Consider the following 13280-nt stretch of genomic DNA (forward strand, 5'->3'; position numbering starts at 1 on the left):
ACAAAAAAGCCCATCCCTAGCGTACTAGAAATGGGCAAGCTTGCAAACCACTATTGTTCAGTAGTTTTTCAAATAAGCGCTAATGCCGTTAATAGTGATAAATTAAGCTGGCTTATAGCTGTCACGCAAGCTGACGATTTGGTTAAAGACTGGTTTGTCAGTGTTATGGTCTTCGCTATCAGAGATAAAGTAACCTTCACGCTCAAACTGGAAACGTGTGCCTGCGTCCGCATTCACCAATGACGGTTCCACCACGGCATTGAGTTCAGTCAACGAGTTAGGATTCAATGCTTGATGAACGTCAGCGACGCCACTTGGGTCTTCGACACTAAATAACTGCTCATACATGCGCACCGTTGCTGGGATACCTTGGCTAGCCGATACCCAATGAATCACGCCTTTAACCTTACGACCTTCAGGATTATTACCCAAAGTCGCCGGATCAATCGTCGCTTTTAGTTCAACGACATTACCTGCGTCATCTAGCACATGTTCGGTCACTGCCAACACATAGGTGTTACGCAGACGAATTTCTGGCTTTTCTGGCGATAGACGCTTATAGCCTGCTGGCGGCTCAATCTCGTAATCGCCTTGGTCGATATATAAGGTTTCAGTGAAAGGAATCTCACGCTCGCCCATATCGACATTTGGATGGTTTGGCTGCGTTAACCACAAGGTTTGCGCTTCATCATCAAAGCGAGCATTAACGCTGTCCGCTTTTTGCGACTCCCAACTGCTGACCGCTTCTGCAAAGTTGGTAATGGTCACTTTTAATGGCTTAAGCACTGCCATACCGCGACCTGTGGTCGTCTCTAATGATTGGCGAATACTAAATTCTAATAAGCGAAAGTCAACGACGCTGTCTACTTTAGTTACACCAACACGCTCACAGAAATCACGTAAACCCTCTGGTGTGTAACCACGGCGACGCATGCCTGCGATCGTCGGCATACGCGGATCATCCCAACCACTAACGATATTTTCGTCAACCAACTGTTTAAGCTTACGCTTGCTGGTCAAGGTATGATCGACATTTAAGCGGCTAAATTCATATTGGTGCGGTGGTACATCAAAGCCAATTTTGTCAATGACCCAATCATAAAATGGACGATGATCTTCAAACTCCAGCGTACACAATGAATGGGTAATGCCTTCGAGTGCATCAGAGAGCGGATGGGCAAAATCATACATTGGATAAATGCACCATTTATCACCCGTTTGGTGATGCGCTTGATGCATGACGCGATAGATGACAGGGTCACGCATATTCATGTTTGGGCTTGCCATATCAATCTTGGCGCGCAACACCGCTTTACCTTCCGCAAACTTGCCTTCTTTCATGTCGTTAAAGAGGCTCAAGTTTTCTTCAACACTGGCAGAACGATGTGGTGACGCTGTGCCTGCCTCATTGAATGAGCCTCGGTTTTCTTTAATTTGCTCAGGTGACTGCAAGTCTACATAGGCATCACCCTGTTCAATCAACTTCACAGCCCATGCATACAACTGGTCAAAGTAGCCTGACGCATGGTGCGCCTCTCCTGCCCACTCAAATCCAAGCCATTTGACATCATTTTCGATATTATCGATGAAGTCTTGCTTTTCTGCGGTTGGGTTGGTGTCGTCAAAACGTAGGTTACAAACACCACCAAACTCTTCGGCCACGCCAAAGTTTAGGCAGATAGATTTTACGTGCCCCAAGTGCAAGTAGCCGTTTGGCTCTGGCGGAAAACGCGTCACGATTTGTGGGTATTTTTGCGCCTTGACATCATCACGAATGATATTGCGAATAAAATCGTTTTTTTGTTCGTCTTTTTGTGCATTGTTGCTTGAGTGCTCACTCATCGGGCATTGCTCCTAACGCAAATTGTCAGTTCATGCTACGTGCCATCACGCAGCATGGAAAATTCAAACCAAATCATTAAAAACAAGTTATTAAAAATGATAATAAAAAGCTAAAGTTGCGTTATTCTATCAGCTTTTGCGAACGCATTAACAGCCTGATACATGACACGAGATAAAAAAGCCGTTAGACTAGCCATAACTTTTTAACCACCAACTTTTTAGCCACCACTTAACAGCGTCATTTTAGGCGTTGCAATCAAAGAGGAATATCACATGGTAGACATGCCACCAGTAGTAGAACTAGACACCAATATGGGTGCGATCGTTATCGAACTCAATGAAGAAAAAGCACCAAAAACCGTTGAAAACTTTTTAAACTATGTAAAATCTGGTCATTATGACGGTACGATTTTCCATCGCATCATTGACGGATTTATGATTCAAGGCGGCGGAATGGACGCTGAAATGAATGAAAAAGCGACCAATGCACCAGTTGAAAACGAAGCAGACAACGGTCTAAAAAACGACGCTGGTACGATTGCGATGGCGCGTACGCAAGATCCGCATTCAGCAACCAGCCAGTTTTTCGTTAACGTAAAAGACAACGATTTCCTAAACCATTCTGGCAAAAACATGCAAGGTTGGGGCTACACCGTATTTGGAAAAGTAACAAGCGGTATGGACGTCATCGAAAAAATGCGCGGCGTACCTACTGGTCGTTTCGGCATGCATGCTGATGTGCCAAAAGAGCCAGTAGTTATCAACTCAGCGACTATTATTACTAAGTAACTGCTACTAAATAACTGTCTCTCAGTAATCATTCTTCAATAGTTATTACTCAGTAGCGATGAGTCTGTAAAAGCTTATGAGTCGTTGCTGTTTAAAATTACGAGGATAAGGATAAATGCAAAGTTTTGACCACCTAATTACCACCCGCCCTCATGAGGTGCGGCAAGTATTGATTAGCGATTTGCATTTATCGCCTGAAGAGCCTGCCTTGGTGCAGGCTTTTTTGGCGCTGCTTGATGATTGCCTGGCTCTGCCTGCGCTCAAACGCTTGTTTATCTTAGGTGATTGGTTTGAAGTTTGGCTCGGTGATGATTTTTATTTGTCTTTATCCGAAGAAGAACGACAAAGTCATTGGCTCACTCCGCTTATCGTTAAATTAAAAAAACTACGGGTAGCTGGTTGTGAGATTTTGGTCATGCATGGCAACCGTGATTTTTTGTTAGGTCAGCCATTCTGCAATCTATTTGGTGGCGAGCTTATTTATGAGCCGTATACTTTGACTGTCGGTCAGCAAAATTATCGTCTAGAGCACGGTGATGCCTTGTGTACTGATGATAAAAAATATCAGTTTTTTCGCAAAATCATGCGTAATCGGTTAACCCAGTGGTATTTGCTCAATAAATCACTAGAAAAACGCTTGGCTATCGCAGATAAAATGCGGCAAAAGAGCCAGCAGAATAATGCCAATAAAGCGGCGCATATCATGGATGTCAATAAAGATGCAGTGATACAAGCAGTGGCTGATAGCGATGCATTACTACATGGTCACACCCATCGTCCAGATATTCATCAGGCTACCACTGATAAAAAACGCTACGTGCTCGGCGACTGGCGATTGCTCGATAGCAATACACGCCAGCCAAAAGTAAGTGCGGTGATTGGCGCAGTGACAGGCGACGAGCATTCAAATGACAGTTTTAGTAGTAATGCTGCTGAATTTAGATTGATTGAATTTAAATCGCTCATTTAATGTCATTTTTTTTGAGCGCCTCTGAACAATAAAAAAGGTCTGTTGAATTATCAACAGACCTTTTTTTATATAAATGACACTGCATGATTGACGCGAATCTAAGTGTCAAACTATTGATCGCTCAACTCTTAATTTACGGTATTAATTTAAAGAAATGCTGACGATAATGCTTTAGCTCACGAATAGAATCACGAATGTCATCTAACGCTAAGTGACTGCCACCTTTTTCAAAGTTTCTGAGAATATCAGGACGCCAGCGGAAGCAAAGCTCTTTGATTGACGACACATCCAGATTGCGATAATGGAAGAATTTTTCTAATTCCGGCATTTGACGCGCCATAAAGCGGCGATCTTGGCAGATGGAATTGCCGCACATTGGCGACTTACCACTATCGACCCATTTATTGAGAAACTTAATGGTTTCAGCTTCGGCCTCTGCCAATGTCACGGTACTACGGCGGACACGGTCGACCAATCCTGACTGACCATGCTGCTTGGTATTCCAATCATCCATTTTATTTAACGTTTGATCCGATACTTTTATAGCGAACACTGGCCCTTCGGCAAGGACATTCAAATCTTCATCAGTGACAACGGTAGCAATCTCGATAATCTCGTCATTCAAGGTATCCAGCCCGGTCATTTCTAGGTCAATCCATACCAGCCCTTTTTTGCCTTGGTTTCTAATTTTAATCTTGTTGGGGTGGTCACCGGTACTCATAAAACATCCTATGGTCAATAAAGTTTAGAACAACTTTGGAGCAATATTAATTAGATAAATCGCCTGTCAATGTTCATGCCTAAGTAGCAAACTGTAGCAAAACGTTGCATCTACTGATTTATAACCCTTAAAACGTTACAAAATCTCTGTCTGCAGCAGGCGCTTTAGGCTGTATGTTATCAAACTTTCACGCTACACTTAGCAATATTTTTTTAATAGGTTCAAAACCCATGGCATTAATTCGGCAACGCAAACTGACTAAGCAACAGATTCGTCGCATCGACAAACAACAGCTGGCAAGTCAAGACAGTATCGATGACAGTTTGATGGATGGCGTGGTCATGGCGCATTATGGCAAGCAGTTGGAAGTACAAGTGACCAGCTTGCCTGCGGTGATACCCGTGCAACCGGAGATTGCACCCGATGATCCTGAACCGTTTTGGCAAGAGCTGGCATTAGGCGATATTTGGCGTTGTCATGTGCGTACCAATTTACCGATGCTAGCTGCTGGCGACCAAGTACGCTGGAGTGCTGATCCTAATACTGGCTTTGGACGTATTGAATCGGTCAAGCCGCGTACCTCTTTGGTCTCGCGTCCTGATCGTTATCATAAACTTAAACCTGTCGCCGCCAATGTCGATATTTTAGCCATTGTCTTCGCGCCGCTACCTGCTGCCGCGCCAACCCTCATCGATCGTTATTTGGTCGTCTGTCATCATGCTGGCGTAAAGCCGCTGTTGGTGCTTAATAAAGCCGATTTATTGGCAGAAGAAAACGGCGTCGATACCAAAGAATTACTCGCACAATATGCTTCTCTCGGTTATGAGAGCGTCTTGACCTCAGTCGACTGCCCTGAAAACGTTGCGGATAGCGATGAGCAAGAAGGGCTGGATGAATTAAAACGTTATATCGATAAAAAACTGGTTATTTTTGCGGGGCAATCTGGTGTCGGTAAAAGCAGTTTAATCAATGCACTACTCCCTGAATCGGCACAAAGCGTCAATATCATCTCTGATAACTCAAAACTTGGTCAACACACCACCACCACCAGTCGCTTATTACCATTTAATCCAGCCGACTTGACCCAAGGCGGTATCGTCGATACGCCAGGTATCCGCGAGTACGGCATTTGGCATCTCACACCCGATGATATCATTTCAGGATTTGTGGAGCTTGCACCGTTATCTGGCAACTGTCAGTTCCGTGATTGTCGTCATACTCACAACAGCAAAGGCTGCGCATTATGGCAAGCGGTTGCTGACGGCGTGGTATTGCAGCGCCGTGTGGAAAACCTCGTTACCCTAAGAGAAGAGGCAGATACTAAGCCCTATTAATATTGGCATTATTAGTATTCGCCTTATTAATCGCTGCCTTATGGGTCGTTAATCGCTTGGTTGACCATCGCCCGTTTACTATGGATGGTCTAATCGGTATAATAGCGCCTTGTTCAGTATCGTTAGGCTGTCTTCTCAGCTTAACCGAACACTTATTTTTTTGGAGGTATGGTTTGGATCGTGCGCTGGAATTTGTGGGCAACCACCCGTTTTTATTTGGTATATTAGCCGTACTTGCCGTGCTATTTTTTACGATTGAAAACAAACGTAGTGGCAGAAAAATATCGCCCAATACCTTGGGTATGATGGTTAACTCGCAAAACGCGCAGCTAATCGACATTCGTGCCAAAAAGAAGTTTGAGACTGGTTACATCCAAGGCAGCCGTAACATACCGTTCACTGAGCTCAAAGACCGCTTAGAAGAAATCCGTGCAATTGAGCAGCCAGTAATTATCATTTGTGATATGGGTGTGCAAGCAGGCGCGGCGATTCAGATGATCGGCAAGGACAGTGTCTATCGCTTAGAAGGTGGTATCGGCGGCTGGCAAGCAGCGGGCATGCCATTAGTTGGGTTAAAAGACGCAAAGCCTAAAAATAAAGGCAAAGCCAAACCAAGTCTACATAAGTAGTCCGCTATACTGCTGTTTAAAAAATATTTAGCCCATATCAATTGACATATGATTGAGGCGCGTTGAATATTCACAAATAAAAAAGACACCTTATCGATAGGTGTTTTTTTGTTTGTGGCATTTGTGCTACTGTCAGCGCTTTTATACTCAAACATCTTGAATTTGCTCTGCTCATCCCCACTTTAATAACGAGCATTACCTAATCTATCTTCAATTTACTTGCTGGTAACGGATTATAAGAATTTTTATCAAATAATTATTTATAATACTTTTTATAATAAAACGATTACCTTCTAAACTTATAAATAAGGATTTACCATGACTGTCGCTGTTAAAGTTTATACGACGCCTATCTGCCCATATTGCTCAAACGCCAAACAACTCTTAAAAACTAAAGGCGTTGACTACGAAGAAATTGGCATGCACGATATGAGCCGCGAAGAGCGTCAAGAATTAATGAAAAAAACCAATAACTATCGCACTGTGCCGCAAATTTTCGTCGGTGAGACCTTTGTCGGTGGTTTTGATGAGCTCAATCAAATGAACCAACAAGGCAAACTTGACGAGCTATTAGCAGGTTAATCTGCTACTTTTCGTTGCTGTCTGTCTTTGCCTGTGCAATGATAGACAGCGGCAAAGATAAAAGAGAGTAATAAAAACATCCAGATTTTGTCTCGATTTATATTACAATGAACTTTTATTAAAATGACAGTTTGTCCAACTACTTGATCAACTTTTAGAGGATTTATCATGGCTGAAGAACAAGCACAACCACAACTGGCACTAGAGCGTATCTACGTAAAAGACATGTCACTTGAAGTCCCAGGCGCTAGTGTGTTCACCAAAGAGTGGAACCCAGAGCTTGATATCAATTTGTCTAGCAACGCTGAAAAACTGGATGACGATCATTATCAAGTCATCTTAACCGTGAGCGTTACAGCAAAAAATGCGGAAGAAGCGGCATTTATCGCTGAAGTGCATCAAGCGGGTATCTTCTTATTGAAAGATATCCCAGAAGACCAAATCGGTCAAATCTTAGGTGCATACTGCCCGAACGTTTTGTTCCCATACGCTCGTGAAGTCATCAGCGACATCGTAACGCGTGGTAGCTTCCCGCAGTTATTGCTAGCCCCTGTGAACTTTGACCAAGCTTATGCGCAAAGCCAGCAACAAGCACAAGTTGATGCTGAAGGTAATGCATAAGTTTTAAGCAAAAATGTGCTAGCTTTATTCGCAGTATATTTTGACAAAATAGCCGTTTACTCATTACGAGTGAGCGGTTTTTTTGTGGATGTTGTTTAAGCGCTTACTCACAAGAATCGTTGAGCAATGAGAGTTCTGTTTAGTAGTATTGTAAGACATACAGTTAAAACCGTCAGACATAAAAAAAACCCTGCTAATAAACAGGGTCTTCAATCGCGTCATCAATTATTTAAAATCGATGATTAGCCTTTTAACGCTGATAAGATTTGTTGCTTAACCTCATCGATGCCTTGCGTGCCATCAAACTTATCATAATTAGGGGCATCGGCACCTTCTTTGGCCTTGTCTTGATAAAAACCAACAAGCGCTGATGTTTGCTCATGATAAGTCGCTAGACGATCACGAATGGTAGATTCTTTATCATCTTCACGCTGGATTAGCGCTTCACCAGTCACATCATCGATACCCTCAACCTTGGGTGGATTGTGATCAACATGATAAACGCGACCTGAACCAGGATGCTGGCGACGACCAGATAAGCGCTTGACAATCTCGTCATCCGGCACGCTGATTTCGATTACATGATCGATAGCAACATCAGCATCTGCAAGTGCTTGAGCCTGTGGAATCGTACGCGGAAAACCATCCAAAATACAACCATTGGCACAATCAGGCTTAGCGATACGTTCTTTCACTAGGTTAATAATGAGGTCATCAGAAACCAAACCACCAGCATTCATGATGTCTTTGGCTTTTTTGCCAAGCTCGCTGCCTTCTTTGATTGCTGCACGCAGCATATCGCCAGTTGAGATCTGCGGGATATCATATTCTTTAGAAATAAACTGGGCTTGGGTACCTTTACCGGCGCCTGGTGGACCTAGCAAAATAATACGCATCATTACACGATTCTCCTTAATAGATAGGATTTTGGGACTAATAAAACTCAGGGATTGGTTGTTTGCCAAGCTACCTTACCTTGTGGCTTGGCAAAGCTCAAGTATTTTCATTATTTGCAGTGATAAGTTGTCATGACTTATCTGTTCATATAATGCTGTTGCGCGCTGCTGTATCGGACAACAGCGCTTACGTCAGAGGTGCTGACAGCAACAGATATAAATACTATGGAATTTGTTGATTAATTTCAACATTGACCTGATTTTGTTCCGCACTAATCACCACTGGATTACCTGACAAATCCCCTGACTCTGCACTGGCAGTACCACTATGGCTGATACGAGCGATGACAGCCAACTGAACTTTATCCGCTCTCGCCGATTTCAAAGTACGTTCAGGCATCATGGCATCCAAATCGCTTAGGCTAATGCTGGCTTCACCTTGCTTGATAACACTGATAGGTAACCGTTTGGCAGCAAATGGTGGTCCACCATTGACATCACGTATGGCGACAAACAACACATCGTCGGCTTTCACTAACGGCAGCAGGCTAGCATTAATCGTAACAGTCACTTCAACACCTTCAGAGGCTTGCTGTTGCTGAGCGGTGACATTAGCACTTAGCTCATCTAGACTCGCCAATGCTTTGGTATGATCACCAGGTTTAGCCGCAATACTGTCACGTAGACGCTTAATCCAGCCTTGTGCTTGATCGAAATTACTACTCCGTGCCTCACCCATTGCCATGAGCATTTGCGCGCCCTCATGCTCTGGATTTTTAGCCAACACGTCTTGTAGCACTCGGCGACCATTAGCGTCTAATTGGCCTTTATTGGCAAAGAAGCTAATCTGTGCATAGGTGGTTGCAATCTCTTCATTGTCTGGTGACAAACGATAAGCACGCGACAAGGCTTCAATTGCGGAGTCAGTGGCTTCTAATGATAAGAATAATTCTGATAAACGCATCCAGCGATCTGGATCATCAGCATGACGATAGACATTGGTTTGCATGGCACTAATCAGCTGTTGACCATCTTCAATCGCCCAAGCAGGCGGCTGATCAATCTTACCCGTTAATAAGTCATCAGCCACTTGACCCACTTTGTCTTCAGCTGCCCAAAGCTCGAACACAGGCGTACGATCGCCGACCATCAAATACGCCATCGCCGCGAGGACTGGCACCCAGACAGTAATAATCAATCGGCTTTTGATGCCAGGCGCGACCATCGGTGTGACTTCACGCTGAGCATCCAATAACTGGCGTTCAAGCTCCAGTTTTTGGTTCTGGTAATGGCTGTCATCGATAGTGCCATTGTCTTTATCTGTTTTTAGTTCTGCTAGACGCTCACGGAACACAGCAACGTTGATATCCAACAGCTGATTGTCCATAAGCTTTTCTGGCGAGCGTGATGCTCGCAGCCAAGGCATGATAGTAATAACAGCGAGTATTAGGGCGATGAGTAAGCTTAGAGCAATAAATAAGCCCACAGTAGAGAATATGGTCATTTTTTGTCCTTGAGGCTTGTAATATCATGGTCATTTTTGTCATCGCTCGAAGCACGTGATAACAGACGATCAATCTCGGCTTTTTCGGCAGCAGATAGAGCAGTAGCCGTACTATTGACCGTTACCCCGCTTTCACCACTAGCGACAAGCTGACGTCGTTTGCTTTGCCAGAACCAGCCTATGAGTAAACTGATGAGTAATAGTGGCGGAAAAAACCACAAAATCCACGTTGATGGACGGACAGGCGGCTTATAAGTGATGAAATCGCCATAACGTTCCTGCATATAAGCACGAATCTCGCCATCACTACGACCATCTTTTATCAAATCATACGTTTTTTGCTTTAGATCTTGGGCAATGGGCGCATCCGATCCTGCAAGATTTTGGTTTTGACATTTTGGGCAACGCAGCTCTTCGATGAGACCACGATATTGGGCTTCTTGCTGCACAGAATCAAAGTCATAGACCTCAATAGCAGCATAGCTTGCCATACTTATTAGACAAGCTATCAGTAAGCTCGCTACTTTTAACGTAACGGTTGTTATTTTATTGGCTATCATTTACACGCCTCCGCAACCTGAGTCGGATCTGGACTGACGTCATTATTATTGGCTTCATTGAGCACCATCAAGCAAGGCGTAATACGGCTTTGCCAGTTGCTTTCATTGATCTCACCAATGATGTGCTGACGAATAATACCATTACCATCGACTACGAAAGTCTCAGGAGCACCCGTCAAACCTAAGTCCAAAGCAAACTGACCAGATAAATCCTGAATAGACATCGAGAACGGATCGCCACCTCGGTTTAAGTAGCCTAGTGCATCGCCAATGTCATCTTTATAGTTGACCCCGACCAGATTGACACCGCGCTCCTCTAATTGCATAAGAAAAGGATGCTCAATAATACAAGTTGGGCACCAAGAGCCCCAAATGTTCATCAAAAAAGGCTTATCAGGTAGATTCTCATTGGTCATGATACGACTGGTATCTGATAATAAAGGCAGCTCAAAAGCGGGCACTGGGCGCTCAAGTGCCGTATTGGTAACGATATCCGTCGGCTTACCCAAACGCAGATATAGCATGATGATTAAGCCAATGAAAACGATCAGTGGAATCAAAAACCATAGCTTAAGTTGCTTTTTATTCATGGTTTTCGTGCCACCTACCTTATCTTGCTTTGCATTTTGCTCAGGGGATTGCTTTGATGTGCTCATATTAATTATCCCCTGTCTTTAATGCTGACGCATCCAAATCGGCGACGGTGGTAAAGCCTGCTTTATTCGCTGCAATTTGTGCAGGTGTCTTGGTTTTCTTAATACGATAGCGATGATCAAGAATACTCAATACTGCACCAAACGCCATAATCAGAGCGCCTAGCCATATCCAGCGGATAAGCGGTTTCACATAAATACGTACTGCCCATTCGTTGCTATCTTCGGCGATAGGTTCGCCCAGTGCCACGTAAACATCACGCATGAGGCTAGCATCAATCGCGGCTTCTGTGACTGGCATCATACTAATGATGTAATTACGTTTTTCAGGATACAAAGTAGTCACAGCATGGCCATCTTTGCTGATTTCAACCTCAGCTTGGGTGGCATCAAAGTTACTGCCTTTGACTTCACTAAAGCCTTTAACGGTAAAGTCATAGCCTTGGACATGAACACTATCGTTTGGTCCAAGTGCGACATCACGTTCAATACTTAACGTACTGGTAAATGCGACGCCGATGACGGCAATAATGACACCAACATGAGCGGTCTGTTGACCCCAATAGCTCAGACGTAACTGGCGTAACCCTTTAACAAAATTGGGTGCGTTTTTGGTTTTGTCTTTGAAATCAACCACCATCCATAGCAGTACCCAAAAACTGACCGCCAAGGTAACGCCAATATTAAGCATCGCAGACGGGCTCACAAAATACGTGATAACTGCTGCAAGCACTAAACTACTGGCTGCAATGACCATACCAGCGCCCAATAGCGGACGGCTGTCTTTTTTCCAGCGAATGTTCGAGCCCATACCCATTGCTACTAATATCAGCCACGTTAGCGGTACAAACAGCGCATTAAAGTAAGGAGGGCCGACAGACACCTGACCTAAATTAAAGGAGTCAGCAATGATAGGATACAGCGTGCCGAGTAATACGACCAAAGTCGAAATTAAAATAATAACGTTGTTAATGACTAAAAATGACTCGCGTGAGATCAGTTGATACTGACTTTCGACCGTTAAACGCCAACCACGTACCGCAAACATCAACAAGCCACCACCGATGATCACACCGAGAATGACTAGAATGACCAGACCACGCGTTGGGTCAGCGGCAAACGAATGCACCGAGGTAATAACGCCAGAACGCACGAGAAAGGTGCCCAATAGACTGAGTGCAAAAGCAAAAATCGCCAGCATAATCGTCCATGCTTTAAAAACACCACGTTTTTCTGTGACGGCAAGCGAATGTAGCAGCGCGGTACCAGCCAGCCATGGCATCAATGAAGCGTTCTCTACTGGATCCCAGAACCACCAACCACCCCAGCCAAGCTCGTAATAGGCCCACCATGAGCCAAGCGCAATACCAACGGTCAAAAAGCCCCAAGCCGCCAATGCCCACGGACGCGACCAGCGTGTCCACACTGCATCTAAACGACCTTCCCACAATGCCGCCATACAAAAGGCAAACGGCACGACCAAACCCACATAGCCCATATACAGCATCGGTGGATGAATAATCAAACCGAAATCTTGTAGCACAGGATTTAGATCCGCACCATCAACAGGTAAGTTTGGCAATGTACGATCAAATGGCGACGAGGTAAAAATCAGCATCGCTAGCATCATCATCTGTACGCCAGCCAAAATTACCAACACTCGCGCACGCATAGACAGTGGCAAACCACGGCTAAAGTAAGAGACCAGCGCACACCAAGTAGCCATGATGGTCATCCAAAGCAGCAATGAACCCTCATGACCACCCCAAGTTGCCGACAGCTTATAATACCAAGGCAACAGCGTATTAGAATGCTGAGTGACATAGACGAGGCTGAAGTCATTGTAATAAAAGCCTGCCATCAGCGCGGCAAATGATGTGATCATGGCAGCAAATTGTGCCCACGCCAGACTTGGTGCCAAACGCTGCCACGCAACGTGGTCACGCATGATACCGACGGTTGGTAATACCACCTGCAAAATCGCCAATATAAAGGCGGCTAGCAAGGCAAAATAACCCAATTCTGTGATTAACATACGGTCTAACCTTGTTTACCTTAATACGGTCATTGTTTATTTTAGGGATTGGTTTTTTAGGATATTCGAAAGTATCCAGTAATCGTTACTACGAGTATTTATTAGTGTTATTTATTATAAAAGCGCCGTTAGCCATTGCAGCTG

General features: G+C 44.3%; 13 protein-coding genes. 6 read left to right on the forward strand and 7 right to left on the reverse strand.

The window, feature by feature from the left end; genetic code table 11:
* Positions 1-102: 102 nt before the first annotated feature.
* A complete protein-coding gene (locus JMY05_RS06950) occupies positions 103-1842 on the reverse strand; it encodes a glutamine--tRNA ligase/YqeY domain fusion protein (RefSeq protein WP_201614620.1) in 1740 nt (579 codons plus the stop codon).
* Between the two features lie 273 nt (positions 1843-2115).
* Here JMY05_RS06950 and JMY05_RS06955 point away from each other — a divergent pair, with 273 nt between their 5' ends.
* Together JMY05_RS06955 and JMY05_RS06960 are read left to right on the forward strand one after the other, a co-directional pair.
* Positions 2116-2631, forward strand: coding sequence for a peptidylprolyl isomerase (locus JMY05_RS06955; protein WP_045446977.1), 516 nt, complete (start codon positions 2116-2118; stop codon positions 2629-2631).
* A 115-nt stretch (positions 2632-2746) separates the two neighbouring features.
* Complete coding sequence (locus tag JMY05_RS06960; RefSeq protein WP_045446980.1) at positions 2747-3601, forward strand: UDP-2,3-diacylglucosamine diphosphatase; 855 nt, start codon at positions 2747-2749, stop codon at positions 3599-3601.
* 133 nt (positions 3602-3734) lie between these two features.
* On the opposite strand, the gene orn is transcribed toward JMY05_RS06960, so the two are convergent.
* Complete coding sequence (orn, locus tag JMY05_RS06965) at positions 3735-4322, reverse strand: oligoribonuclease (protein WP_045446983.1); 588 nt, start codon at positions 4320-4322, stop codon at positions 3735-3737.
* A gap of 230 nt (positions 4323-4552) precedes the next feature.
* Between orn and rsgA the strand changes: the two genes are divergently transcribed.
* The 4 genes from rsgA to secB all read left to right on the forward strand — a co-directional run bounded on the left by rsgA (position 4553) and on the right by secB (position 7488).
* Positions 4553-5656 (forward strand): ribosome small subunit-dependent GTPase A, encoded by a 1104-nt coding sequence (gene rsgA, locus JMY05_RS06970; RefSeq protein ID WP_055123794.1) that lies wholly within the window; start codon positions 4553-4555, stop codon positions 5654-5656.
* A 173-nt stretch (positions 5657-5829) separates the two neighbouring features.
* Positions 5830-6285 carry a rhodanese-like domain-containing protein gene (locus JMY05_RS06975; protein ID WP_045446990.1) on the forward strand — a complete coding sequence of 152 codons (456 nt, stop codon included), beginning with the start codon at positions 5830-5832 and terminating at the stop codon, positions 6283-6285.
* A gap of 318 nt (positions 6286-6603) precedes the next feature.
* Positions 6604-6867 carry a glutaredoxin 3 gene (grxC, locus tag JMY05_RS06980; protein WP_045446994.1) on the forward strand — a complete coding sequence of 88 codons (264 nt, stop codon included), beginning with the start codon at positions 6604-6606 and terminating at the stop codon, positions 6865-6867.
* Positions 6868-7035: 168 nt separating this feature from the next.
* Entirely contained in the window at positions 7036-7488 is a 453-nt protein-coding gene (secB, locus tag JMY05_RS06985) for a protein-export chaperone SecB (RefSeq protein ID WP_045446997.1), read from the forward strand.
* 242 nt (positions 7489-7730) lie between these two features.
* On the opposite strand, the gene adk is transcribed toward secB, so the two are convergent.
* The 5 genes from adk to JMY05_RS07010 form a co-directional block, all read right to left on the reverse strand.
* Positions 7731-8387, reverse strand: a complete 657-nt coding sequence (gene adk / locus JMY05_RS06990) for an adenylate kinase (protein ID WP_045447000.1) — start codon at positions 8385-8387, stop codon at positions 7731-7733.
* A gap of 220 nt (positions 8388-8607) precedes the next feature.
* Complete coding sequence (gene ccmI / locus JMY05_RS06995; protein WP_201614621.1) at positions 8608-9888, reverse strand: c-type cytochrome biogenesis protein CcmI; 1281 nt, start codon at positions 9886-9888, stop codon at positions 8608-8610.
* Positions 9885-10448, reverse strand: a complete 564-nt coding sequence (locus tag JMY05_RS07000; RefSeq protein WP_201614623.1) for a cytochrome c-type biogenesis protein — start codon at positions 10446-10448, stop codon at positions 9885-9887. Before JMY05_RS07000 ends, ccmI begins: the two co-directional genes overlap by 4 nt.
* Positions 10445-11104: a DsbE family thiol:disulfide interchange protein gene (locus JMY05_RS07005; RefSeq protein WP_201614625.1), complete on the reverse strand. Its 660-nt coding sequence runs from the start codon at positions 11102-11104 to the stop codon at positions 10445-10447. Before JMY05_RS07005 ends, JMY05_RS07000 begins: the two co-directional genes overlap by 4 nt.
* A 1-nt stretch (position 11105) precedes the next feature.
* Complete coding sequence (locus JMY05_RS07010; RefSeq protein ID WP_045447003.1) at positions 11106-13136, reverse strand: heme lyase CcmF/NrfE family subunit; 2031 nt, start codon at positions 13134-13136, stop codon at positions 11106-11108.
* Positions 13137-13280: the final 144 nt, after the last annotated feature.

Origin of the sequence: Psychrobacter sp. JCM 18902, from assembly GCF_904846615.1 — a bacterium.
Classification (GTDB): Bacteria; Pseudomonadota; Gammaproteobacteria; order Pseudomonadales; family Moraxellaceae; genus Psychrobacter.

What these genes read in the sequence shown, in the direction of transcription:
- orn (WP_045446983.1), bottom strand. Translation starts at nt 4,322, where the DNA reads ATGAGTACCGGTGACCACCCCAACAAGATTAAAATTAGAAACCAAGGC.
- JMY05_RS06955 (WP_045446977.1), top strand. Translation starts at nt 2,116, where the DNA reads ATGGTAGACATGCCACCAGTAGTAGAACTAGACACCAATATGGGTGCG.
- JMY05_RS07010 (WP_045447003.1), bottom strand. Translation starts at nt 13,136, where the DNA reads ATGTTAATCACAGAATTGGGTTATTTTGCCTTGCTAGCCGCCTTTATA.
- JMY05_RS06950 (WP_201614620.1), bottom strand. Translation starts at nt 1,842, where the DNA reads ATGAGTGAGCACTCAAGCAACAATGCACAAAAAGACGAACAAAAAAAC.
- ccmI (WP_201614621.1), bottom strand. Translation starts at nt 9,888, where the DNA reads ATGACCATATTCTCTACTGTGGGCTTATTTATTGCTCTAAGCTTACTC.
- rsgA (WP_055123794.1), top strand. Translation starts at nt 4,553, where the DNA reads ATGGCATTAATTCGGCAACGCAAACTGACTAAGCAACAGATTCGTCGC.
- JMY05_RS07000 (WP_201614623.1), bottom strand. Translation starts at nt 10,448, where the DNA reads ATGATAGCCAATAAAATAACAACCGTTACGTTAAAAGTAGCGAGCTTA.
- adk (WP_045447000.1), bottom strand. Translation starts at nt 8,387, where the DNA reads ATGATGCGTATTATTTTGCTAGGTCCACCAGGCGCCGGTAAAGGTACC.
- grxC (WP_045446994.1), top strand. Translation starts at nt 6,604, where the DNA reads ATGACTGTCGCTGTTAAAGTTTATACGACGCCTATCTGCCCATATTGC.
- JMY05_RS06960 (WP_045446980.1), top strand. Translation starts at nt 2,747, where the DNA reads ATGCAAAGTTTTGACCACCTAATTACCACCCGCCCTCATGAGGTGCGG.
- secB (WP_045446997.1), top strand. Translation starts at nt 7,036, where the DNA reads ATGGCTGAAGAACAAGCACAACCACAACTGGCACTAGAGCGTATCTAC.
- JMY05_RS07005 (WP_201614625.1), bottom strand. Translation starts at nt 11,104, where the DNA reads ATGAGCACATCAAAGCAATCCCCTGAGCAAAATGCAAAGCAAGATAAG.